The 23,436-nt window shown below is 71.1% G+C and carries 21 protein-coding genes and 1 pseudogene; 12 read left to right on the forward strand and 10 right to left on the reverse strand.

Annotated elements, in window-relative coordinates:
- Window positions 1-110: 110 nt before the first annotated feature.
- Entirely contained in the window at window positions 111-905 is a 795-nt protein-coding gene (locus ACWD3I_RS12060; protein ID WP_266888714.1) for an enoyl-CoA hydratase/isomerase family protein, read from the reverse strand.
- A gap of 219 nt (window positions 906-1,124) precedes the next feature.
- On the opposite strand from ACWD3I_RS12060, the gene ACWD3I_RS12065 reads away from it, so the two are divergent.
- A complete protein-coding gene (locus ACWD3I_RS12065) occupies window positions 1,125-1,757 on the forward strand; it encodes a hypothetical protein (protein WP_365392087.1) in 633 nt (210 codons plus the stop codon).
- Window positions 1,758-1,836: 79 nt separating this feature from the next.
- Here the strand turns inward: ACWD3I_RS12065 and ACWD3I_RS12070 are convergent, their stop codons facing one another.
- The 3 genes and pseudogenes from ACWD3I_RS12070 to ACWD3I_RS12080 all read right to left on the reverse strand — a co-directional run.
- A complete protein-coding gene (locus tag ACWD3I_RS12070) occupies window positions 1,837-2,952 on the reverse strand; it encodes an adenylate/guanylate cyclase domain-containing protein (protein ID WP_365392089.1) in 1,116 nt (371 codons plus the stop codon).
- A 129-nt stretch (window positions 2,953-3,081) separates the two neighbouring features.
- On the reverse strand, window positions 3,082-3,951 hold the full coding sequence (locus tag ACWD3I_RS12075) for a biotin--[acetyl-CoA-carboxylase] ligase (protein ID WP_365392091.1): 870 nt from the start codon (window positions 3,949-3,951) through the stop codon (window positions 3,082-3,084).
- Window positions 3,952-4,040: 89 nt separating this feature from the next.
- Window positions 4,041-5,047, reverse strand: a pseudogene (locus ACWD3I_RS12080) (RNA-guided endonuclease InsQ/TnpB family protein); the annotation flags it as partial.
- Window positions 5,048-5,374: 327 nt separating this feature from the next.
- Here ACWD3I_RS12080 and ACWD3I_RS12085 point away from each other — a divergent pair.
- Both ACWD3I_RS12085 and ACWD3I_RS12090 read left to right on the forward strand, forming a co-directional pair.
- Window positions 5,375-6,970 carry an acyl-CoA carboxylase subunit beta gene (locus ACWD3I_RS12085; RefSeq protein ID WP_365392094.1) on the forward strand — a complete coding sequence of 532 codons (1,596 nt, stop codon included), beginning with the start codon at window positions 5,375-5,377 and terminating at the stop codon, window positions 6,968-6,970.
- Between the two features lie 9 nt (window positions 6,971-6,979).
- The gene (locus tag ACWD3I_RS12090; RefSeq protein WP_365392096.1) at window positions 6,980-7,189 is read left to right on the forward strand and encodes an acyl-CoA carboxylase subunit epsilon; all 210 of its coding nucleotides are present in this window, start codon (window positions 6,980-6,982) and stop codon (window positions 7,187-7,189) included.
- On the opposite strand, the gene ACWD3I_RS12095 is transcribed toward ACWD3I_RS12090, so the two are convergent.
- Window positions 7,186-8,292 carry an SGNH/GDSL hydrolase family protein gene (locus ACWD3I_RS12095; protein WP_365392098.1) on the reverse strand — a complete coding sequence of 369 codons (1,107 nt, stop codon included), beginning with the start codon at window positions 8,290-8,292 and terminating at the stop codon, window positions 7,186-7,188. The two genes, ACWD3I_RS12090 and ACWD3I_RS12095, sit on opposite strands and share 4 nt — an antisense overlap.
- A gap of 129 nt (window positions 8,293-8,421) precedes the next feature.
- Between ACWD3I_RS12095 and mmpB the strand changes: the two genes are divergently transcribed.
- Both mmpB and ACWD3I_RS12105 read left to right on the forward strand, forming a co-directional pair.
- The gene (mmpB, locus tag ACWD3I_RS12100) at window positions 8,422-8,550 is read left to right on the forward strand and encodes a morphogenic membrane protein MmpB (RefSeq protein WP_095046738.1); all 129 of its coding nucleotides are present in this window, start codon (window positions 8,422-8,424) and stop codon (window positions 8,548-8,550) included.
- A gap of 22 nt (window positions 8,551-8,572) precedes the next feature.
- Window positions 8,573-9,193: a Maf family protein gene (locus tag ACWD3I_RS12105; RefSeq protein ID WP_266888721.1), complete on the forward strand. Its 621-nt coding sequence runs from the start codon at window positions 8,573-8,575 to the stop codon at window positions 9,191-9,193.
- Here ACWD3I_RS12105 and ACWD3I_RS12110 read toward each other — a convergent pair.
- On the reverse strand, window positions 9,162-9,680 hold the full coding sequence (locus ACWD3I_RS12110) for a hypothetical protein (protein ID WP_365392101.1): 519 nt from the start codon (window positions 9,678-9,680) through the stop codon (window positions 9,162-9,164). The genes ACWD3I_RS12105 and ACWD3I_RS12110 overlap by 32 nt on opposite strands.
- 363 nt (window positions 9,681-10,043) lie before the next feature.
- Between ACWD3I_RS12110 and ACWD3I_RS12115 the strand changes: the two genes are divergently transcribed.
- Both ACWD3I_RS12115 and ACWD3I_RS12120 read left to right on the forward strand, forming a co-directional pair.
- On the forward strand, window positions 10,044-11,816 hold the full coding sequence (locus tag ACWD3I_RS12115; RefSeq protein ID WP_365392103.1) for an acetyl/propionyl/methylcrotonyl-CoA carboxylase subunit alpha: 1,773 nt from the start codon (window positions 10,044-10,046) through the stop codon (window positions 11,814-11,816).
- A gap of 173 nt (window positions 11,817-11,989) precedes the next feature.
- Window positions 11,990-12,553, forward strand: coding sequence for a TetR/AcrR family transcriptional regulator (locus ACWD3I_RS12120; RefSeq protein WP_451084083.1), 564 nt, complete (start codon window positions 11,990-11,992; stop codon window positions 12,551-12,553).
- Window positions 12,554-12,638: 85 nt separating this feature from the next.
- On the opposite strand, the gene ACWD3I_RS12125 is transcribed toward ACWD3I_RS12120, so the two are convergent.
- Complete coding sequence (locus ACWD3I_RS12125; protein ID WP_451084084.1) at window positions 12,639-13,559, reverse strand: DeoR/GlpR family DNA-binding transcription regulator; 921 nt, start codon at window positions 13,557-13,559, stop codon at window positions 12,639-12,641.
- A 214-nt stretch (window positions 13,560-13,773) separates the two neighbouring features.
- Window positions 13,774-15,222 carry an NAD(P)H-quinone dehydrogenase gene (locus tag ACWD3I_RS12130; RefSeq protein ID WP_365392109.1) on the reverse strand — a complete coding sequence of 483 codons (1,449 nt, stop codon included), beginning with the start codon at window positions 15,220-15,222 and terminating at the stop codon, window positions 13,774-13,776.
- A 106-nt stretch (window positions 15,223-15,328) separates the two neighbouring features.
- Between ACWD3I_RS12130 and ACWD3I_RS12135 the strand changes: the two genes are divergently transcribed.
- The 4 genes from ACWD3I_RS12135 to ACWD3I_RS12150 all read left to right on the forward strand — a co-directional run bounded on the left by ACWD3I_RS12135 (window position 15,329) and on the right by ACWD3I_RS12150 (window position 19,853).
- A complete protein-coding gene (locus ACWD3I_RS12135) occupies window positions 15,329-15,766 on the forward strand; it encodes a gamma-glutamylcyclotransferase (RefSeq protein WP_365392111.1) in 438 nt (145 codons plus the stop codon).
- Window positions 15,767-15,887: 121 nt separating this feature from the next.
- Window positions 15,888-16,712 carry a purine-nucleoside phosphorylase gene (locus tag ACWD3I_RS12140; RefSeq protein ID WP_046261167.1) on the forward strand — a complete coding sequence of 275 codons (825 nt, stop codon included), beginning with the start codon at window positions 15,888-15,890 and terminating at the stop codon, window positions 16,710-16,712.
- 185 nt (window positions 16,713-16,897) lie between these two features.
- On the forward strand, window positions 16,898-18,529 hold the full coding sequence (locus tag ACWD3I_RS12145; RefSeq protein WP_365392114.1) for a phospho-sugar mutase: 1,632 nt from the start codon (window positions 16,898-16,900) through the stop codon (window positions 18,527-18,529).
- Between the two features lie 142 nt (window positions 18,530-18,671).
- Window positions 18,672-19,853 (forward strand): glycosyltransferase family 39 protein, encoded by a 1,182-nt coding sequence (locus tag ACWD3I_RS12150; RefSeq protein WP_365392116.1) that lies wholly within the window; start codon window positions 18,672-18,674, stop codon window positions 19,851-19,853.
- Window positions 19,854-19,881: 28 nt separating this feature from the next.
- Here the strand turns inward: ACWD3I_RS12150 and ACWD3I_RS12155 are convergent, their stop codons facing one another.
- Both ACWD3I_RS12155 and ACWD3I_RS12160 read right to left on the reverse strand, forming a co-directional pair.
- Window positions 19,882-21,543 carry a hypothetical protein gene (locus ACWD3I_RS12155; RefSeq protein ID WP_365392118.1) on the reverse strand — a complete coding sequence of 554 codons (1,662 nt, stop codon included), beginning with the start codon at window positions 21,541-21,543 and terminating at the stop codon, window positions 19,882-19,884.
- 115 nt (window positions 21,544-21,658) lie between these two features.
- Window positions 21,659-22,282: a PH domain-containing protein gene (locus ACWD3I_RS12160; protein WP_365392120.1), complete on the reverse strand. Its 624-nt coding sequence runs from the start codon at window positions 22,280-22,282 to the stop codon at window positions 21,659-21,661.
- A 191-nt stretch (window positions 22,283-22,473) separates the two neighbouring features.
- Here ACWD3I_RS12160 and deoC point away from each other — a divergent pair, with 191 nt between their 5' ends.
- Window positions 22,474-23,433, forward strand: a complete 960-nt coding sequence (gene deoC, locus ACWD3I_RS12165) for a deoxyribose-phosphate aldolase (protein WP_365392122.1) — start codon at window positions 22,474-22,476, stop codon at window positions 23,431-23,433.
- The last annotated feature ends 3 nt before the right edge of the window (window positions 23,434-23,436 follow it).

The raw sequence follows: 23,436 nt of genomic DNA on the forward strand, positions 1-23,436 counted from the left end.
GCGGTTCGGCGGAGTGCGGGTGCGTGGGGGCCGGTCGCGCAGTTCCCCGCGCCCCTTAGGTGCGCGCAGTCACCGCCAGTCACATGTCGCCGCACCCCGTCGCACCGGGCTCACTCCCCCGGCCACTCGGGCGTCCTCTTCTCGTTGAACGCCCGCACTCCCTCCGCCCGGTCCCCCGAGAACGCCACCGACCTCCACGCCGCGTCCTCGACCTCGAGGCCCGCCCTCAGGTCCAGCCCATGCCCGAGCCGCAACGCCTTCTTCGCGGCTCTCAACCCCACCGGGGAGTTCGCGGCGATCCGCGCCCCCAACCCCAGCGCCTCCTCCCGGTCCCGCCCCTCCTCCACGAGCAGATCCACGAGCCCCAGCTCCCGGGCCTCCCCGGCCTCCACCCGCCGCGCCGTGAAGATCAGTTCCGCGGCCCGGGCGGCACCCACCCGACGCGGGAGCAACTGCGTACCCCCACCGCCCGGAATCACCCCGACCGAGACCTCCGGCAACCCCACCACCGCCGTGCGGTCCGCCACGATCACGTCACACGACAGGGCCAGCTCGAAGCCGCCGCCGAGAGCGAATCCGTGCACCGCCGCGATCGTCGGCACCGGGAGTTCCAGCACTCCGGTGTACGCACCGCGAGCCACCGGCCGCTGGCGCACCAGGTCGGCGTCGCTGAAGGAGTTCCGTTCCTTGAGATCCGCCCCGACACAGAACGCCCGCTCGTGCGTCGACGTCAGCACGACCACCCGTACGTCCTTGTCGTCCCCCAGCGCCGCACAGGCCGCCGCCAGCGACCGGGCCATCTCCGTCGACACGGCGTTCATGGCCTTCGGCCGGTCGAGGGCGAGCTCCGCGACGTGCCCGTGCCGCCGCACCAGCACGAACTCCCCGAACCGTTCCTCGCTCATGACACCCTCCGGTTAACGCGGGTTAACAACGTCCGCCCCGATCATCGCAGCCCGGCCCCCGGCGCGAAAGGGCAGCAGGCGCGGGCGGTTCCCGCATTCCCGCCCGACTCCCCGTTCGAGTGAGATCCCGCCCAACTCGGGTCGCACCGCCCACAGGAGCGCATAGCGTGCGCTCCGGCGCGGCGCACCGGGGGCGCGAGCGCATGGGGAGGGATCGCGATGACGACGATGACGGACACCGCACCACGGCTGGACGCGGCCTTCGCCCAGGCTCCGGAGATCGCACCGCCCAGCCTCTTCGCGGCTCCCCGTGGCCGGCACCGCCGCCCCCGCCCCCGCAAGATCCTCCTCGCCGCCGGCGGACTCGCCCTGGCCGCCGGAGCGCTGAGCCTCGTACGACTGGCGTCCGAGCCCGGCCTCGGCGGCGGCCCGGGCACCGGCACCACGGAGGCCGAACCCCGCTTCGACGACCCGGGCACCGGCACGGACCGGGCGACCAACGCCGCCGCGACCGTCGGTTCGGTACCGAAGGTGAGCCCGGCGGCGACCGCCACGATGGGCGGGGCCGGCGCGGCACCGACGGCGGCCGGCACCCTCGTACCGCTCCCGTCCGCGACGACCCCCGCACCGGCGGGCTCCGTGGTCCCCGCGGCCGTCGCCACGACCATCCCCGACGCCCCGAACACCCCGGCACCCGCGACCACACCCCCGGCGGCGACCCCGAGCAGCGCGGCCCCGCAGCCGGCGCCCGCTCCGAGCCAGAGCACGAACGCGCCGGACCCGGAACCGAACCAGCCCGGAGGCGTGTGCGTACCGGTCATCGGGTTGTGCGTGGGCCCCTTGGGCCGTTGAATCCGGCGCGGGGCTGCATCGACATGCGGCCGCCACCGCCGCGAGGGCGCGACCAGCCCTCACCGGCCGCAGCCCGCCGTTACGGCGCCCCGCCGGACCTCCGCGTCAACAACCAAGGCTCGACCACGCCAAGACCTCGCACCGGCCGCTGCCACATCGGCTGGAGCCCGAAGCGGTACGTCGGCGGCTCCTCGCCCTCCTTCTCGGCGGTCGCCGCGGCCTCGGCGGCCTCCGCCTCGGAGGCGGGAGCCTCGGTGGTGCGGATCAGCTCCTCGGCGAACGCGGCGTCGACGAGCACGGCGTCCCGGGGAGCTATCGAGGTCAGCCGGGAGGCCAGGTTCACCGTCGTACCGAAGACATCGCCCATACGAGTGGTCACCGTGCCGAAGGCGATGCCGACGCGCAGCTCCGGCATGGTCTCGTCGTTCGCCATCGTCTCGATGAGCCGCAGCGCGATCTCGGCGGCGACACCCGCGTCGTCGGCGGCGTACAGCACCTCGTCGCCGAGGGTCTTGATGAGCCGGCCGCCGTGCGCGGCGACCAGATCGGCGGCGGTGGTCTCGAAGGCCTCGACGAGCTCGCCGAGTTCCTCCTCCTCCATACGACGGGTCAGCCGCGTGAACCCGACGAGGTCGGCGAACCCGACCGCGAGCCGCCGGTCCACCATCTCCTCGTCGTCGGCGGCCTGCACGACCCGGCCCGCCGAGGCGGCGAGCTGGCGCCGCCAGACGTAGACGAGGAACTCCTCCAGCTCGGGCAGGAGCAGCTCGATGATCGGGTACGTCACCTCGGTACGGGTCATCCCCGGCTCGGGCGGCTCGGTCAGGCCCTCCAGGAAGGAGTCGATCTGCCACTCCGCGAGCCGGGCGGTGGTCTGCCCGGTGGACCTGGCCACCTGCACGGCCATCGCCTCGCTCAGCAGCCCCGCCTCGACCAGACCGGCGAGGCGCCGCAGCGCGAGGACGTCGGCTTCCGTGAACGCCTTGGCCTGTCCGACGTCCGCGAAGCCCATCGCCCGCCAGAAGCGGGTGGCCAGCTCCATCGAGACACCGGCGGTACGGGCCGCCTGGAAGGGCGTGTAGCGCCGCTCGGCGCCGAGGATCAGCGCCTCCAGACGCACGGCGAGCGGGTGCGGGTCCCCCCCGGGGGTGGCGCCGTTCGTGTCCGCGCCGGAACCCGTGTCGTCGACGGTCACGCCTGCTGCCCTTCCGATCTGCCGCGGTCAGGTATCGACCGGCCTTTACTTTACGTCAGGTGTGCCGTAGCTCACTCCCGTGGAGCCGAGAGAAGGGGTGGTTGAGGGTACGTGCCCGGGGACATGCGTTCACGCAGGTCGCAGGTGAACGATGTCTCCCGCTCCCACCGGCTCCTGCACGCCCTCCTGCGTCGCGATCACCAGGCGGCCGTCGCCGTCCACCGCCACCGCCTCCCCAGTGATCGAACGATCGCCCGGCAGCTCCGCGCGTACCGTCCGCCCCAGGGTCGCGCAGGCCGCCGCGTACGTCTCCTGGAGACCGCTCGCCACGGGGTCACCGCCGGCCTCGCGCCACCGCCCGTACCACTCCTCCAGCGACCGCAGCACGGCCCGCAGCAGGGGATCACGGTCCGTGGTGATCGCCCCGGCCAGCAGCAGCGAACCCGCCTGCGGCACCGGCAGCTCGTCCTCACGCAACGTGACATTGATGCCGACCCCGACCACGACCCCGGCCTCACCGGCCCGCTCCGCGAGGATCCCACCGGCCTTGCGCTCCTCGCCGCCGACGGAAACCAGCAGGTCATTGGGCCACTTGAGTGCCGTGTCAATGCCCGCCGCCCGCGACAGCCCCGTCGCGACGGCAACACCGGTCAACAACGGCAGCCACCCCCAGCGCGCCACCGGCACCTCGGCCGGCTTCAACAGAACGGAGAAGAACAGCCCCGAACGCGCCGGCGCCGTCCACTGCCGATCCAGCCGCCCCCGCCCGGCCGTCTGCTCCTCGGCGACCAGAACCGCACCCTCCTCGGCGTCCCCCTTGACGGCGAGCCCCACCAGGTCGTTGTTGGTGGACCCGGTGCGCTGCACGACATCCACATCGCAGTACAGCCCCCCATGCCCACCATCCCGCACCAGCCCCCGCCGCAGCGCGGCCCCATTGAGCGGCGGCCGCTCGAGGTCGGACCAACGGTTGTCGTCTGAAGCATCTCGCGGCGTCATGCAAGCCACCCTATTGAATCCTCCCCTCCCCGAAGGGAGAGGATCCCTGGCTCAGGCAGCCACCCGGGGCGGCACCCCGGGTGGTCTCATGCCCTCGACACCAGCCGGGTCCTGCCGTGCTTGCGGGCCATCTCGATCAAGGCCCGCTTGGTGGCTCCGACGGCAGCGTCAGCAGCCTTCCTCGCCATCGATGTCCGGCTGAGGAACTTCGGCTTGAAATCCTCGACCGCGATCACGTCATGGTCGGTCACGACCTTCTTGGCCCATTTGCGGCCCGCGTCCTGGCGCTGACGTGCGACCTTCTTGCACGCCTTGGCACGCAGTCGTTTCGCCCCGCGGTAGCCCTTCGAGGCGGCCTGGCCCTTCTTCGGCTTACGGCGGGCCATCATCCGGTCGTACCGCGACAGCTTCTCCTTGGCCCTCTTGCCGTGCTCGGCGTGCGGGGGGTCGTGGGCATCGGACGTGGTGGTGGCGGTCTCCTTCACTCCCCAGTCGATGCCGATCACCGCACCGGTGCTCGATAACAGTTCGACGGCGGCAGGGACGACGAAACTGCCGTACCAGTGGCCGATGACGTCCTGGTAGACGCGCACACTGGAAGGGGCAGCGGGCAGCTCCCGTGACCACACCACAGTCAAAGCGATCCCACCGACCAGGTGCAGTGTGCCTCCCTTCAGCCCGGAAACCCTGCCGGGTGTAGTTGAGGGAAGGCAGATGCTCGCGCTTCGTCTTCCAGCCAGGCGTCCCGGCCCGGCGTGCCATGGGCAGCCTGGCCTTGATGTCCTAGCTTGGCGCGCGACCGGCCGAAGTCCCTGATGGTCTGCTGCTGCGGCATCGAGCCGCCCTCGCGCAGCCACGGGGTCGCCTTACGTGCCTCGGTCAGCATGCTGTCGAGCTGTGCAGGGCCGCACGTCCAGCTCTCTCCGGTGGCCTTGTTGCGCTGGTGCACTGCCCTGGACTTGGCCACGCACTCGTTCCACACCCACCGGCACCGGTCCCACTCCGCCGTCAGGGCGGTGCGAGCGGTGGACGACACACGCAGCCGGACCGTGTACCGGGCATGTCCCGCCCCACCGGTCTCCGCCGCTGCTGCCACGCTCCCACCCCGCCCACGTTCCGCTCATCCATCCCTTCTTGCCATGCGACCGTACGTACGGGACCCGCACACCCGCACCCTTTCCCGCCGCGATCACCCCAACCGGCGAATACGAGTACGCGCGTTCGCCCTGCCTCCAGCCCGCTGGGTGGCGCTGGACCGGATGGATGCCCCATTGGTCCCTAATGTGGGAGGTGGCCTTCATCTCAGACGTCCGGTGGCGTTGGTCTCAGAACCCATCGCCCGGCCTGCTGTTTCATGGGCCCCCCACTACTCTACGGATGAGTAACCGTCCCCCCTTTTGAGCAGGCAGGGAGCCGCATAGCGATGTCCGAGCCGGAAGAGATCGACATCCACACCACCGCGGGCAAGCTTGCGGATCTGCAGCGCCGCACGCAGGAAGCTACGCACGCCGGCTCCGAACGTGCCGTCGAGAAACAGCATGCCAAGGGCAAGTTGACGGCCCGTGAGCGCATCGACCTGCTCCTCGACGAGGACTCCTTCGTCGAGTTCGACGAGTTCGCCCGGCATCGCTCGACGGACTTCGGCCTGGAGAACAACCGCCCCTACGGCGACGGGGTCGTCACCGGGTACGGAACCGTCGACGGCCGCCCCGTCGCCGTGTTCTCGCAGGACTTCACCGTCTTCGGCGGCGCCCTGGGCGAGGTCTACGGCCAGAAGATCGTCAAGGTCATGGACTTCGCGCTGAAGACCGGCTGTCCGGTCATCGGCATCAACGACTCGGGTGGTGCCCGTATCCAGGAGGGTGTCGCCTCGCTCGGCGCGTACGGCGAGATCTTCCGCCGCAACACCCACGCGTCGGGGGTCATCCCGCAGATCAGCCTGGTCGTCGGGCCGTGCGCGGGTGGCGCCGTGTACTCCCCCGCCATCACCGACTTCACGGTGATGGTCGACCAGACCTCGCACATGTTCATCACCGGCCCGGACGTCATCAAGACGGTCACCGGCGAGGACGTCGGCTTCGAGGAGCTGGGCGGCGCCCGCACCCACAACTCGGTGTCCGGCGTGGCGCATCACATGGCCGGGGACGAGAAGGACGCCATCGAGTACGTCAAGCAGTTGCTGTCGTACCTGCCGTCCAACAACCTCTCCGAGGCGCCGGTCTTCGCGGAGGAGGCGGACCTCGCCCTCACCGACGAGGACCGCGAGCTGGACACGATCGTGCCGGACAGCGCGAACCAGCCGTACGACATGCACTCGGTGATCGAACACGTCCTGGACGACGCCGAGTTCTTCGAGACACAAGCCCTGTTCGCGCCGAACATCCTCACCGGCTTCGGCCGCGTGGAGGGGCACCCGGTGGGCATCGTCGCCAACCAGCCGATGCAGTTCGCCGGCTGCCTCGACATCACGGCGAGCGAGAAGGCGGCGCGCTTCGTCCGTACCTGCGACGCCTTCAACATCCCGGTCATCACCTTCGTGGACGTGCCCGGCTTCCTCCCGGGCGTCGACCAGGAGCACGACGGCATCATCCGCCGCGGCGCCAAGCTGATCTACGCGTACGCGGAGGCCACGGTCCCGCTGATCACGGTGATCACCCGCAAGGCCTTCGGCGGCGCCTACGACGTCATGGGCTCCAAGCACCTGGGCGCCGACCTCAACCTCGCCTGGCCGACCGCCCAGATCGCCGTCATGGGCGCCCAGGGAGCGGTCAACATCCTGCACCGGCGCACGATCGCCGAGGCGGAGGCGAACGGGGAGGATCTGGAGGTGGTCCGCGCCCGGCTGATCCGGGAGTACGAGGACACCCTCCTCAACCCCTACGTCGCGGCCGAGCGCGGCTACGTCGACTCGGTCATCATGCCGTCCGACACCCGCCGCCACATCGTCCGCGGCCTGCGCCAGCTGCGCACCAAGCGGGAGTCCCTGCCCCCGAAGAAGCACGGCAACATCCCCCTCTAAGGAGCCGCTGTGACGATCAGAGTCGTACGGGGCAACCCCACCCCCGAGGAGCTGGCCGCCGCTCTGGCGGTGGTCCGAGCCCGCGCCGCGGCGGCAGCAGACGCTCCGTCCGGCGCCCCCGAGCAGCGGGACGGGTGGTCGGACCCGTCCCGCATCGCGGCACACCGGCTGCCCAAGCCAGGGCCGACGGCCTGGGCACGTTCCTGCTGGCCCGGTTAGAGGACCGCCGCCACGGCTTCGGCCATCACCTCGTATCCCTCGTCGTTCGGATGCAGGTGATCGCCGAAGTCGTAGGCGGGGTCGAGCCGGTCCGGGTCCTGCGGATCGGCCATCAGCCGTTGCAGGTCCACCACGGCGTCGTACTCCCCTGAGCAGCGGATCCACTCGTTGACCTCGTGGCTCACCTTGGCCGCGTGCTCACCCCAGTGGTCGGACCCGCCGAAGGGCAGCAGGGTCGCACCCACCACCCGCAGTCCGCGACCCCTTGCCTGCCGTATCAACTCCCGGTACCCGGCGACGATCTCGTCCGCCTCCACCACCGGCGCCGGCTTGTACGTCGGCTGCTCGTCCGTCTCGCTGAACCCGATGTCGTTGAGCCCGAGCAGCACGACCAGCGTGTCCGCACCCGGCCGGTCCAGGACGTCCCGCCGCAACCGGTGAACCCCCTTCTCCCCGTACCACGCGGAGTCGTTGAGCAGCAGGTTCCCGCCGATCCCCGCGTTCAGGACGGGCCGCCCCGTGAGCCGGGCCAGCGTGTCCGACCAGCGTCGGTCCGCACCCGGTGTGGATCCGAACCCGTCCGTGAGGGAGTCCCCGAACAGCGCGACCCCGTCCGTCCGGCCGGCGTCCACCTCCACCGCGCTCAGGAAGTACCAGGACTCGCTCGCCGCGTCGAACCCCTCCCCGTCCACGTCGTCCAGCAGGTCGCCCTCTCCCCGCCGGCTGGTCGTGAAGGCCTGTGCGTGGAAGGTCGCGGGCCCGGTCGCCGTGTCGAAATACAGCGTGACCGTCATCGACTCCCCCGTCGCGACGGGGAGTCGGACGGCGTCGCTGACGATCTCCCCGCGCGCGGGGATCTCGGCGTCCGGCCCGCCGTCGAAGGTGAGCCGCGTCGACGATCCCGCGTACCCCGCGCTCGCGCCCGCGATCCGCACCGGCGAGGTGCCGTACGCGTGGGACAGCCGCACCCGCACCCGGTCCCCACCCCCGCTCAGCCGGACGACCTGACGCAGCGACTGCCGCCAGAAGCCCTCCCGGGACCAGTTGGGGGTGAAGCCCTCACTCGGCAGCTGAGGTGACGCGGTCCAGACGGTGGTGAACATGGCATGCCCTTCCAAACGGGACCAGGGTTCCTTTAATTGAAGTCAGACTAACGGAACTCCAGACCCTTTTGGTGAATTTGAGTACGCGTACTCAGGCGTCGCCCCAGGCCTCCCCCGCACCCTGGAGGCATGTTGTGGTCCGACCCCGAGAACGAGCCGCCCAAGGAACTGCGCGACATGCAGGACATGCTGCGGAGACTGGGACTCTTCCTCGCGTTGGCCATGGTGCTCGCGATGATCGTGCTCGGCGTCGGCTGACGGACGCCGATACCCTGACCGCATGACTGATCAGCCGCGCCGCCGACTCGTTCTCGCCTCGCAGTCCCCCGCCCGGCTCAACCTGCTGAGGCAGGCCGGACTGACCCCCGAGGTGCTGGTGAGCGGGGTCGACGAGGACGCCGTCACCGCCCCCACGCCCGCCGATCTGGCGCTCGCCCTGGCCGAGGCGAAGGCCTCCGTCGTCTCGGCGAAGCCCGAGGTCAAAGGCGCGCTGGTGATCGGCTGCGACTCGGTGCTCGACCTGGACGGCGAGGCGCTCGGCAAGCCCGCCGACCAGGAGGAGGCCACCGCCCGCTGGAAGGCCATGCGCGGCCGCGCGGGCACGCTGCAGACCGGGCACTGCATCTACGACACCGTCACCGGACGGTATGTCTCCGGCGTCGCCTCGACCGTCGTCCGCTTCGGCGAGCCGACCGACGAGGAGATCGCCGCGTACGTCGCCTCCGGCGAACCCCTCTACGTCGCCGGGGCGTTCACCCTGGACGGCCGCTCGGCGCCGTTCATCGAGGGTATCGACGGCGACCACGGCAACGTGATCGGCATCAGCCTGCCCCTCGTTCGGAAGCTGCTGGCCCGACTGGGCGTCGGCATCACGGAGTTGTGGGCGCCGGCGCAGGCCTGACCGGGCTCGCGCCGTCCCCCTCGGGGGTCTCCGGGCCCGCCCTGGGGCCCTCCGGATCCCCCTTGGGGGCGTCCGGCTTCGCGTCGGCGGGCTCCTGAGGACGGTCGTACGTCATCAGGAGCAGCACTATGAGGCCGAGCACGGCCACCATGAACACGAACTCGGGCCAGCCCAGCAGCCCCCACGCGAACGCGCCCAGCAGCGCGTGCACCACGGCCGCGCTGATCAGCAGGACACGGCCGAGGCCGGCCGGCGGACGGTTCCGCAACGCCACGAGCAGCGCGACCACGCCGCACAGTGCGAAGTAGAGACCGAAGACGATGCCCCCGATCTTCGACGACAGCGACATCACGTCCGGGTCCAGTCCCGCCAGGGACATGTCCTGCCGGTCCACGACGACACCCATGAACCACTGCACCGCCGCGATACCGAGCGCCTCGACGAAGAGCACGACCGCCACGATCCATGCCACCGGTCTACGCACCACCGGCCCCCACCCACTCTCAAGCCGAGCTCTTGTTACCTCAAGTACGTTCGATACACGCGAACGCTACTAACGGGTAAACCGCGGGACAAGGGTTCTACGGAGGGCAAAGAATCATTGGGCCATTCGTAGGGACTCCACAAAGAAAGCGAGTGGTCCGCAGCACGCTCTCACAGAGACCTTGACCACAGAGGAGGGCTAGGGTTTCTCGGAGGAGTCCTGCGTACCGAGGTGCGACAAGGGATTTCGCGGGTCGAGCGAGCCTCGAATCACGCTCCGTGTGGGCAAGCTCACCATTGGGGACGGGTCGAAGTGCCGTGTCGGCAGTCCCTAAACTCGGCTTGTTTCAAGGAGGGAGCCTCAATCGTGCGCAAGGTGCTCATCGCCAACCGTGGCGAAATCGCTGTCCGCGTTGCCCGGGCCTGCCGGGATGCCGGCATCGCGAGCGTGGCCGTGTACGCCGACCCGGATCGGGACGCTCTGCATGTCCGCGCCGCGGATGAGGCGTTCGCCCTGGGTGGTGACACCCCGGCGACGAGCTACCTGGACATCGAGAAGGTCCTGAACGCGGCGCGCGAGTCGGGTGCGGACGCCATCCATCCGGGCTACGGATTCCTGTCCGAGAACGCCGAGTTCGCTCAGGCGGTCCTGGACGCTGACCTGATCTGGATCGGCCCGCCCCCGCAGGCCATCCGCGACCTGGGTGACAAGGTGGCCGCCCGGCACATCGCGCAGCGCGCGGGCGCCCCGCTGGTCGCCGGTACGCCGGACCCGGTCTCCGGTGCGGAGGAGGTCGTGGCCTTCGCCCAGGAGCACGGTCTGCCGATCGCCATCAAGGCCGCCTTCGGTGGCGGCGGTCGCGGTCTGAAGGTCGCCCGCACCCTCGAAGAGGTGCCCGAGCTCTACGAGTCGGCGGTCCGTGAGGCCGTCGCCGCGTTCGGCCGCGGCGAGTGCTTCGTCGAGCGCTACCTGGACAAGCCGCGGCACGTGGAGACACAGTGCCTGGCCGACTCCCACGGCAACGTGGTCGTCGTGTCGACGCGTGACTGCTCGCTGCAGCGCCGCCACCAGAAGCTGGTCGAGGAGGCCCCCGCGCCGTTCCTCTCGGACGCCCAGGTCGCGGAGCTGTACGCCTCGTCCAAGGCGATCCTGAAGGAGGCCGGCTACGTCGGCGCCGGCACGGTGGAGTTCCTCGTCGGCATGGACGGCACGATCTCCTTCCTCGAGGTCAACACCCGTCTGCAGGTGGAGCACCCGGTCACCGAGGAGGTCGCCGGCATCGACCTCGTCCGCGAGATGTTCCGCATCGCCGACGGCGAGGCGCTCGGCTACGGCGACCCGGAGCTGCGCGGCCACTCCTTCGAGTTCCGCATCAACGGCGAGGACCCGGGCCGCAACTTCCTCCCGGCCCCCGGCACGGTCACCGTGTTCAACGGACCGTCCGGCCCGGGCGTCCGGCTGGACGCCGGCGTCGAGTCCGGTTCGGTCATCGGCCCGGCCTGGGACTCCCTGCTGGCCAAGCTGATCGTCACCGGTGCCACCCGTGAGCAGGCCCTGCAGCGTGCCGCGCGTGCCCTGGAGGAGTTCCAGGTGGAGGGCATGGCCACGGCCATCCCGTTCCACCGCGCGGTCGTCAAGGACCCGGCGTTCGCTCCGGAGCTGACCGGCAGCGAGGACCCCTTCACGGTCCACACCCGCTGGATCGAGACCGAGTTCGTCAACGAGATCAAGCCCTTCGCCGCCCCCACCGACGCGGAGACGGACGAGGAGCCGGACCGCGAGACGGTCATCGTCGAGGTCGGCGGCAAGCGCCTCGAGGTCTCCCTGCCGTCCTCGCTCGGCATGTCCCTGGCCCGCACCGGCCTCGCGGCGGGCGCCAAGCCCAAGCGCCGCGCGGCCAAGAAGTCCGGCCCCGTCGCCTCCGGCGACACCCTCGCCTCCCCGATGCAGGGCACGATCGTCAAGATCGCCGTCGAGGAGGGCCAAGAGGTCAAGGAGGGCGACCTGGTCGTCGTCCTGGAGGCCATGAAGATGGAACAGCCGCTCAACGCGCACAAGTCCGGCACCATCAAGGGCCTGTCCGCCGAGGTCGGCGCCTCACTCACCTCGGGTGCGGCGATCTGCGAGATCAAGGACTGACCCACCTTCCCCGGAAGGTCGCAGGACATCCCGGAGCGCCCGGCGGACTGACAGTCAGTCCGCCGGGCGCTCCCTTTTTCCGGCATCCTGGAGACACACGAGGGCAGGAGAGAGGGCAGGTGGGAGCCATGGGGAACCAGGAGGCCACGGCGACACCCATGCCGACGCGTGCCATGCGCGCGGACGCCCGCCGCAACTACGACCGCCTCCTCGCCGAGGCCCGCACCGCCTTCGCCGCCCACGGCTCCGAAGCGTCCCTGGAGGACGTGGCCCGTCGTGCGGGCGTGGGCATCGGCACCCTGTACCGCCACTTCCCCAACCGCAACGCCCTGTTGAGCGCGGTCTTCGAGGACGCGGTGAACGACCTGCTGGCTCGCGCGGGCGAACTGCGCCGGTCACCGGAGCCCTGCGCGGCCCTGGTGACCTGGCTCCGCGAGATGATCACCCAGGCGAGCGAGTACCGGGGCCTGGCAAGGGCGTTGATGTCCGTCTCCCACGACGACACCTCGGCCCTGGCGCGGTGCAGCGACCCCATCCGAGAAGCGGGCGGCGCCCTCCTGACCCGCGCGCAGCAGGTGGGCGCGGTACGCGAGGACGTGGCGATCGGCGACCTGCTCCAACTGACACACGCCATCGCGCTGGCAGCGGAGGAGTCGTCGAGCGACCCGGACCTGGCGGACCGATTGCTGATGCTGACGCTACGGGGCTTGAAACCCGCCCAGGGACAACGCCCCTAGAGGCGCGGGGAACTGCGCGACCAGCCATGACCAACCGGTACTCGCGCAGCAAACACGACCCCCTGCGGCGAATGGGCCAAGAACCCTACCGGCGCCGCATATCCGCAACCCGAGCCGCCCGCTGCTCCGCACCCGACGCCGGCTCACTCAGAACCGACGTTGCCCGGAGCCCCGCCCCGGCGGAGCCTGCCGGTACTCGGCGAGGCCCTGGGAGGGACACGTCCCGGCGAGGTTGGCGCGGGGGGACCGAATCACTCCCCGAGCCCCCGGCGACAGCGATCTGAACACCCTGGTCGGCAAGCGCCTGCAACTCCGTGGCCGCACGATCGTCGTGCGCCGGGGGCTCGTCGGTCACCAGCCGGGTGATCACATCCGTGGGCACGGTCTGGAACATCGTGTCCGAACCGAGCTTGGTGTGATCGGCGAGGACGACGACCTCCGCGGCGGCCTGCACCAGCGCCCGGTCGACGGATGCCGACAGCATGTTGGACGTGGACAGCCCGCGCTCGGCGGTGAGTCCGCTCCCGGACAGGAAGGCCCGCGAGACCCGCAGCCCCTGAAGGGACTGCTCGGCACCGGAGCCCACCAGGGCGTAGTTGGAACCGCGCAGAGTGCCGCCGGTCATCACGACTTCCACCCGGTTGGCATGGGCCAACGCCTGAGCCACCAGCAGGGAGTTGGTGACGACGGTCAGCCCGGGTACGCGAGCGAGCCGGCGGGCCAGCTCCTGTGTCGTCGTACCCGCCCCGACCACGATCGCTTCGCCCTCTTCGACGAAGTTCGCGGCGAGGTCGGCGATAGCCGTCTTCTCGGCGGTCGCGAGATGTGATTTCTGCGGAAAGCCGGACTCCCGCGTGAACCCGCCCGGCAATACCGCACCGCCATGTCGGCGGTCGAGGAGTCCTTCTGCCTCCAGTGCGCGCACGTCCCGCCGTACGGTCACTTCGGAGGTCTGGACGACGCGGGCGAGCTCACGGAGCGATACGGCCCCGTTCGCTCGCACCATTTCGAGGATCAATTGGCGACGTTCTGCAGCGAACACGAAACTGACAGTAACCCCAACGACCGTCTGCTTTCAGCAGTATGCGCCGAATAACAGAAGTTGTTCGCACAGAAGGGTCGGGAGTGGTATAGGGCCTACGCCCCCCGACTATGCCGCACGAATGGTCGACAACTCCCTGTGACCAGCGGGGAGTCGGTTTCGGCCGCCAGGACAGGCCCTAGCTCTCGCCCGTCTCCTTACGGGTGTGGAGCTGGCGTGCGACCTCGGCGATCGAGCCCGAAAGAGACGGGTACACGGTGAAGGCGTTCGCGATCTGCTCGACGGTCAGGTTGTTGTCGACCGCGATCGAGATCGGATGGATCAGTTCCGAGGCGCGCGGGGACACGACCACACCGCCGACGACGATGCCCGTGCCGGGACGGCAGAAGATCTTGACGAAGCCGTCGCGGATGCCCTGCATCTTGGCGCGCGGGTTGCGCAGCAGCGGAAGCTTCACGACCCGGGCGTCGATCTTGCCCCCGTCCACGTCCGCCTGCGTGTAGCCGACCGTGGCGATCTCCGGGTCGGTGAAGACGTTGGAGGAGACGGTCTTGAGGTTCAGCGGGGCCACCGCGTCGCCGAGGAAGTGGTACATGGCGATACGGCCCTGCATGGCGGCCACGGACGCGAGGGCGAAGACACCGGTCACGTCACCGGCGGCGTACACACCGGGAGCCGTCGTCCTGGACACCTTGTCGGTCCAGATGTGCCCGGACTCGCGCACCTTGACGCCGGCCTCCTCCAGACCGAGGCCCGCGCTGTTGGGGATGGCGCCGACGGCCATGAGGCAGTGGGAGCCGGTGATGACCCGGCCGTCGGAGAGGGTGACCTCGACCCGGTCGCCGACCCGTTTGGCGGCGGCGGCGCGGGAGCGGGCCATGACGTTCATGCCGCGGCGCCGGAAGACGTCCTCCAGCACGGCGGCGGCGTCCGGGTCCTCGCCGGGCAGGACCCGGTCACGGGACGAGACGAGGGTGACCTTCGAGCCGAGCGCCTGGTAGGCGCCGGCGAACTCGGCACCGGTCACACCGGAACCGACCACGATGAGCTCTTCCGGCAGCTCGGTGAGGTCGTAGACCTGCGTCCAGTTGAGGATGCGCTCGCCGTCGGGCTGGGCGTCGGGCACCTCGCGGGGATGGCCGCCGGTCGCGATGAGGACGGCGTCGGCGACCAGGGTCTCCTCGCTGCCGTCGGCGGCCTGGACGATGACCTTGCGGGAGCCGTCGAGGGCCTGCATGCCCTCGAGGCGGCCCCGGCCGCGCAGCACCCGGGCGCCGGCGCGGGTGACGGAAGCGGTGATGTCGTGGGACTGCGCGAGCGCGAGCCGCTTCACACGACGGTTGACCTTCCCGAGGTCCACGCCGACCACCCGGGCGGCCTGCTCCAGGGGTGGGGTGTCGTCGGCGACGATGATGCCGAGCTCTTCGTACGACGAGTCGAAGGTGGTCATCACCTCGGCCGTGGCGATAAGAGTCTTCGACGGCACGCAGTCGGTCAGGACCGACGCTCCGCCCAGACCGTCGCAGTCGACGACGGTCACCTCCGCGCCGAGCTGCGCTGCTACCAGCGCCGCTTCGTATCCGCCGGGTCCGCCACCGATGATCACGATCCGAGTCACGTACTCCATTGTCCCGCACGCTTCAAGGTGCTACTGCCCGGGGGCCACGGGACGGTCCATCTTGTTACCTACGGGACGGGCGGGTCGGCCGTTTCGACTGCCGTACCCTCTCCCCATGTCGCTCTACGCCGCGTACGCCGGCAACCTCGACGCGCGGCTGATGACGCGCCGCGCACCGCACTCGCCGATGCGCGCGACCGGCTGGCTGAACGGATGGCGGCTGACCTTCGGCGGCGAGCAGATGGGCTGGGAGGGCGCGCTCGCGACGATCGTCGAGGACCCCGAGTCCCAGGTCTTCGTCGCGCTGTACGACATCGCGCCGCCGGACGAGGACTCGATGGACCGCTGGGAGGGTGTCGGCCTCGGCATCTACCGCCGGATGCGGGTGCGGGTGCACACCCTGGAGACCGAGGAGTCGGCGTGGCTGTACGTCCTCGACGCGTACGAGGGGGGCCTGCCGTCGGCGCGCTACCTCGGCGAGATCGCGGACGCGGCGGAGTCGGCGGGGGCGCCCCACGACTATGTGATGGAACTCCGCAAGCGCCCCTGCTAGCTCCCGCGCCCGCCGTGCCTCTCCCTGCGCCGGACTTCGTTGGAAACGACAAGACAACGATCGTCATCCCGTTAGCTCTGTCATCTACGCGCGTAGGCCGGAAGAGGCTACGCTCATCCGCGTGAACGCATCTCTTCTTCCGGACGACATCCAGGGCGACCCGCATGCCGCCGCCGACGCCGCCGCCGCGCGCCTGCGCGAACTGACCGGCGCCGAGACCCACGACGTCGCCCTCGTGATGGGCTCCGGCTGGGCTCCGGCCGTGGACGCGCTCGGCGTTCCCGACGCCGAGTTCCAGGTCACCGAGCTGCCCGGGTTCCCGCCGCCGGCCGTCGAGGGCCACGGCGGCAAGATCCGCTCGTACAAGATCGGCGAGAAGCGGGCCCTGGTCTTCCTGGGCCGCACGCACTACTACGAGGGCCGTGGTGTGGCCGCCGTCGCGCACGGCGTCCGTACGGCCGTGGCGGCCGGCTGCAAGACGATCGTGCTGACCAACGGCTGCGGCGGTCTGCGCGAGGGCATGCGTCCGGGGCAGCCGGTGCTGATCAGCGACCACATCAACCTCACGGCGACGTCTCCCATCATCGGCGCGAACTTCGTGGACCTGACGGATCTGTACTCCCCCCGGCTGCGCGCGCTGTGCAAGGAGATCGATCCCACGCTGGAGGAGGGTGTCTACGCCCAGTTCCCCGGCCCGCACTACGAGACGCCGGCCGAGATCCGTATGGCCCGTGTCATCGGTGCGGACCTGGTGGGTATGTCGACGGTTCTCGAGGCGATCGCTGCGCGCGAGGCGGGTGCGGAGGTTCTGGGTATCTCCCTGGTGACCAACCTCGCCGCGGGTATGACGGGCGAGCCCCTGAACCACGAGGAGGTCCTCCAGGCGGGCCGTGACTCGGCGACTCAGATGGGTGCGCTGCTGGGCCAGGTGCTGAGCCGGCTGTAGCCGGCGGGGCTTCTTTCCTCGCCCCCGCCGCCCCTACCCGTCCCGTCCCTGGGGGCTGCGCCCCCGGACCCCCGCTTCGGCCCTGAACCGGCCTCGTCCTCAAACCCCGGACAGGCTGGTCGGTCAGCCCCTCCGGCGTCTGAGGAGCGGGGCTCCCGCACACCGACACGAGAGGTTGACCCGACGTGCACGACGATCTCATCGCACGAGCCACCGCATGGCTGGCCGAGGACCCCGACACGGAGACCCGTGACGAGCTCGCCAAGCTCATCGAGGCCGGAGACGTCACCGAACTCGCCGCGCGCTTCAGCGGCACACTCCAGTTCGGCACGGCGGGCCTCAGGGGCGAGCTCGGCGCCGGACCGATGCGTATGAACCGCAGTGTGGTCATCCGCGCCGCCGCCGGTCTCGCCGCGTACCTCAAGGAGAAGGGCGAGACGGACGGCCTCGTCGTCATCGGCTACGACGCCCGCCACAAGTCCGCCGACTTCGCCCGCGACACGGCGGCCGTGATGACCGGCGCCGGACTCAGGGCCGCCGTCCTCCCCCGCCCCCTCCCCACCCCCGTCCTGGCGTACGCCATAAGGCACCTCGGCGCGGTCGCCGGCGTGGAGGTCACCGCCAGCCACAACCCGCCCCGCGACAACGGCTACAAGGTCTACCTCGGCGACGGATCGCAGATCGTGCCCCCCGCCGACGCGGAGATCGCCGCCGAGATCGACGCCGTACGGTCCCTGGACGACGTCCCCCGCCCGGACGCCGGCTGGGAGATCCTCGACGGCGCCGTCCTCGACGCCTACCTGGCCCGCACGGACGCCGTCCTGGCGGATGGCTCCCCGCGCACCGCCCGCACCGTCTACACGGCGATGCACGGCGTCGGCAAGGACGTCCTCCTCGCCGCCTTCGCCCGCGCCGGCTTCCCGGAGCCGGTGCTCGTCGCCGAACAGGCCGAGCCCGACCCGGACTTCCCGACCGTCGCCTTCCCCAACCCGGAAGAGCCCGGCGCGATGGACCTCGCCTTCGCGAAGGCCCGCGAGACGGACCCCGACCTGATCATCGCCAACGACCCGGACGCCGACCGCTGCGCCGTGGCCGTCAAGGCCGGCGCCGACTGGCGGATGCTGCGCGGCGACGAGGTCGGCGCGCTCCTCGCCGCGCACCTCGTCCGACGCGGCGCGCAGGGGACCTTCGCCGAGTCCATCGTCTCCTCCTCCCTCCTCGGCCGGATCGCCGAGAAGGCGAACCTCCCCTACGAGGAGACCCTCACCGGCTTCAAGTGGATCGCCCGTGTCGAGGGCCTGCGCTACGGCTACGAGGAGGCCCTCGGCTACTGCGTCGACCCCGACGGCGTACGGGACAAGGACGGCATCACCGCCGCCCTCCTGATCACCGAGCTGGCGTCCGAGCTCAAGGAGCGGGGGCGCACGCTGCTCGATCTCCTCGACGACCTCGCCGTGGAGCACGGTCTGCACGCCACCGACCAGCTGTCGGTCCGCGTCGAGGACCTGTCGGTCATCGCCGACGCCATGCGGCGGCTGCGCGAGCAGCCGCCGACCGAGCTGGCCGGCCTGGCGATCACCAAGGCCGAGGACCTCACGCGGGGCACCGACAAGCTGCCGCCCACCGACGGTCTGCGGTACACCCTCGACGGCGCCCGCGTCATCGTCCGGCCCAGCGGCACCGAGCCCAAGCTCAAGTGCTACCTGGAGGTCGTCGTCCCGGTCGCCGCCCATGCCGACCTGCCCACGGCCCACGCGAAGGCGACGGACCTGCTGACGACGATCAAGCGGGACCTGTCGGCCGCGGCCGGCATCTGACCCACCCGTTGGGGTGCCCTCACCGACGGGGGCACCTCAACGGGTGATTTCACCGCGTCGATCGACGCGCGCTCCACGCCTCGGCGCCCACCCCGGTGAACGGTGACGGTTGTCCCGTCCGCCGAGCCCCGGAGCCGCACCCGTGTCCTCGACCGCCCCCGAAACCGCCCCGGGCGGCAGCATCCCGGGCAGCCGGCGACCCGAGACCACGCCCCGCCCGCACCCCACCGTCCACGCCCTGCGCCGCGCCGCCCCGGCTCTCGGCGCCTTCGTCGCCGTACGGCTCGCGGGCCTGCTCTTCCTCGCGCTGTGGGCCCATCACCAGGACCACGGCCTGTGGCCGATCCTGGCGCGGCAGTGGGACGCGAAGTGGTACCTCGGCATCGCCGACCACGGCTACGCCCGGGAGGTCGGCACCGAGGGAAGCAACCTGGCGTTCTTCCCGCTCTACCCGGTCCTGGTCAAGGCGGTCGCGGCCGTCACCCCCGGCACCCGTGCCACCACCGGTCTGTGCCTCGCCGTCGCCGCGTCCTTCGTCGCGGCCTGGGGTGTGTTCGCGGTGGGCGACCGGCTGTACGGCCGACGGGTCGGGGTTCTGGCCACCACCCTGTGGGCCGCGTTCCCGGTCGGCCTGGTGCAGTGGATGGGCTACACCGAGTCCCTGTTCACCGCGTGCGCGGCCTGGTCGCTGTACGCGGTGCTGACCCGCCGCTGGCTGTGGGCGGGCACGCTGGCCGTGCTCGCGGGTCTGACCCGCCCGACCGGAATCGCGCTGGCGGCCGCGGTCACCGTGACGGCCCTGCTGTCCCTGCGCCGCGGCTTCTCCGTGCGCGCGCTCACGGCCGCTCTCGTGGCCCCGCTCGGCTGGTGCGGGTATCTCGCCTGGGTGGGCCTGCGGGTGGGCCGCTGGGACGGCTACTTCGCCGAACAGCGGGTGTGGAGCAACGAGATGGACGGCGGCCGGCGGACCCTGCGGGAGATCCGCCAGCTGCTGGTGCGGGACTCGACGCCGCATCTGTTCCTGGTGCTGGTGACGCTGGTGCTGATCGCCTCGGTGGCGCTGTTCGCGCTGTCGGCACGCGACCGTCAGCCCCTGTCCCTGCTGGTCTTCACGGGCGTGACGCTGCTCATCGTCCTGACCAGCGGCGGCGTCTACTTCCCGCGCGCCCGCTATCTCCTGCCGGCCTTCCCGCTCCTGTTTCCCCTGGCGCTGCGGCTCTCCCACGCCGCCCGTCGCCACCGCGTCCTCGTCCTGACGGCGGCGGTGGCGGGCTCGGTGTACTGGGGCGCGTACATGGCCCTGGTGTGGCCGGGGGCGCCATGACGCCCCGCGGCGGCCACGGGCCCGCCCGCTACGGCAGCAGCACCAGGGCCACCGTGAAGACCACCGCCAGGGCGAGGGTGAGCGGCCACAGCGGCCGTCCCCGCTCCCGCTCGGTCGCCGAGACGGCCGGCCGCAGCGCGGGGTCCTCCCACATCGCGGTGATCTCGGCGGCGGTGCGCTCGTAGGGGTGGGTCCAGCCCCGCCGCAGCTCCAGCTTCGGCCAGCGGGTGCCGTGCATCGTCCAGGTGGGGAAGCCGGCCCGGCGGCTGTCGATCTTCAGCTCGGTGCCCTTGCAGCGGACGACGCGGATGTCGTCCCAGGCGATGTGGTGGATACGGCGGAGCCCGTTGAACCAGAGGCCCTCCCGGTCGGCGGTGATGGTCCAGCCGAGCCGGTCGGGAAGCAGCAGGGCGCCGCCCAGAGCCACGCTGCCGACGAGGACGTAGCGCCAGAACCAGCCGGACTCGTCCAGGGCGATCGGGACGAACCACAGGATCACCACCACGGCGGTGAGCCGGTCCGGCCACCCCGCGCGCCACCGTCGCACGGCCCCCGAGCCGAGCTGGGCGACCGCCGCCTCGGCGGCCAGCCGGCCCAGTTCCCGGTACGCCGCCTTACGGGTCCCCGCCTTCTTCTCGCCCACGATGCGGCTGCGTCCGAACCGGTCCGACAGCGGCCGTACGGGCCCTTGCGACCGCTCGATCAGCGGCGGCTCGCCGGGCTCCTCGTCGGCGCTGACGAGGAGGATCTCGGCGCCGTCGTAGGGCGTGCCGTACAGGACGGCCTCGCGCAGGGGGCCGGGCTCCTCCTCGTCGATCCGGTCGAGGGCCTCCCGCATCTCCGCCTCGGCCGCCTCCTCGTCGAAGTCGTCGTCCGCTTCCTCGAAGAAGGGCTCGCCCTCGTCGTCCGGCTCCGACATCGAGACGGTGAACAGGGGGCGCAGCGCGCCCAGGTCGTCGGCCGCGTAGACCTCGGTGTCCACGTCGGCGTTCTCCCGTACGAGCACGCGGAGGACGGGGACGGGTGCGCCGCGCAGGACGGCGGCCCGGCGGCGGCCGAGGAGGCCGGAGAGGACGGCGGTGAGGCCGAGCCCGGTCACGTAGAGGCCCGTCGCCACAAGCACGTGGCTGTCTCCGAGCCCGGACGTCGCGACCCCCGCGGCACCGGCCGCCGTCACGGCCAGCCCGAACCAGGCGAGGAGCTTGCCCCGCCGGAACGTCTTGCCCTCGTCCGGCGGTACGGCCGTCGCCCCGCCGGCCGCCGCCAGGGCCGCCGCGCGCTGCCGCCCGCGTGCGACCAGCCGCAGCATGGCGACCGCCCAGGCCGAGAGCAGCACCGCGAGCACGGGCAGGGTCACCGCCCACGGCAGCGGCTGCTGGACGGGGACCAGGAAGAGCAGAACCGGTACCGAGACCCGTACGACCTCGGGCCGTACCGCCAGCCAGATCGCGTGGAGCGCGACGACGGCCGCGGCCCACGGGCTCAGGTCGGTGGACAGCGCCAGGGCGCCGGAGCCGAGCAGACCGGCCAGCGCCACCCCGACGAGCACGCCCGTGTCGAGCCGCACAGGCACCCACCGGGCCGGCAGGGCCTGCGTCCACCGCCGTGTCTGTTCCCCGTCCCAGGGGAGGCAGCCGTCGGGTATCGCGGAGGCGGGCAGCGGCAGCGGCCGCTGGAGGTTCGTGCTCATTGTCTTCCAGACACTCGGACCACAGGTGTGGTTGCAGTCCTCGGGTCCTTGTTCGGGGCGGCACGCCGAGGTGAGGCCGCATCATCACCCCGGAAGCTGTGAAAGGACAGACGCCTCAGCCCGTTGCGATCAAGATCACCAGCAGTACCGCTCCCGCGACCGCCGGCGCGAAGATCTCGTACGCCCAGCGCACGGTCACCTCGCCCTGCGCGCTCTCCGCCGTCGCCCGCGTCTCCATGAACTCGCGCAGGTCGTCCATGATCTTGTCGGTCTCGGCCCGGGCGGGCCCTGCGTCGGGGGCGGGCGCGGCGCCGCCGCCTCCGAATCCGAGCCGCAGCCCGGCGCCGCCGCCGCGTTCGGCGCGCGCGTCCTTGCGGGCCGCCCTCTTGCGGGCGCGCAGCGACACCGGGACGGCCCACAGCTGGAACTTGTCGCCGGACTCGGCGACCACCTCATTGGAGTAACCGGACCGCAGCGCGGCGGCCTGCCCCCAGGGCAGCACGATCACCCGGAACGGGTTGCGGATGCGCAGGCGGTCCTCGTTGGCGTAGACGGCGGGGCGGACGGTGAAGGCGACGATCAGCGGGACCGCGAGGATCATCGAGGCGAGCGCCAGCCAGGGGGTGCGGTCCTCGCCCTGGACCAGGGCGTCGATGCCGAGCCAGAGGACGATGGCGAGCAGCAGGGCGCCTCCGGCGATGCCTGCGGGTGAGCGGTAGATGCGGTCCTTGGTCGTCATGCGGGCGATTGTGCCTCAGTTGTTCGCCTTCTCGCCGTGGGGGGCCGCCGAGTGCGCGGGTGCAGGTCCGTCCGTGGTTGCTCGCGCAGTTCCCCGCGCCCCTGGGCGGGTGCGCGTCCCCCTGCGTTCCGAGGAACCGTTCTTCCGGGGTGTACAGCCGCTACGCGCGTAGATATGCTCGGCTGGTGACCATGCCCACCACTGCATCTCCCGCACACCCGCTTACGGATGTCGCCGCGTCCGACGGCACGCTGCGTCGCTTCCTCCACGGGCTGCCCGGCGTCGACGCGGTCGGCCTGGAGGCGCGTGCCGCCTCTCTCGGCACCCGTTCCATCAAGACGACCGCCAAGGCGTACGCCATCGATCTGGCCATCTCGATGGTCGACCTGACGACGCTGGAAGGCGCGGACACCCCGGGCAAGGTCCGGGCGCTCGGCGCCAAGGCGGTCCGCCCCGACCCGACCGACCGTACGGCCCCCGCGACCGCGGCCGTCTGCGTCTATCCCGACATGGTGGCCGCCGCGAAGGAGGCCGTCGCCGGCTCCTCCGTGAAGGTCGCCTCGGTCGCCACCGCCTTCCCGGCGGGCCGCGCCGCCCTGGCGGTGAAGCTCGCCGACGTGCGCGACGCCGTCGCCGCGGGCGCGGACGAGATCGACATGGTCATCGACCGCGGGGCGTTCCTCGCGGGCCACTACATGAAGGTGTACGACGAGATCACCGCCGTGAAGGAGGCCTGCGGGACCAGCGCCCGTCTGAAGGTCATCTTCGAGACCGGCGAGCTCTCGACGTACGACAACATCCGCCGCGCGAGCTGGCTCGGCATGCTGGCCGGGGCCGACTTCATCAAGACGTCGACCGGCAAGGTGGCGGTGAACGCGACCCCCGCGAACACCCTCCTCATGCTGGAGGCCGTCCGCGACTTCCGTGTCCAGACCGGCGTCCAGATCGGTGTGAAGCCGGCCGGCGGCATCCGCACCACCAAGGACGCCGTCAAGTTCCTGGTCCTGGTCAACGAGACCGTCGGCGAGGACTGGCTGGACAACCACTGGTTCCGCTTCGGCGCCTCCTCGCTCCTGAACGACCTGCTGATGCAGCGTCAGAAGCTGGCCACCGGCCGTTACTCCGGCCCCGACTACGTGACGGTGGACTGATCC

The sequence above is a fragment of the Streptomyces sp. NPDC002817 genome, assembly GCF_053592055.1.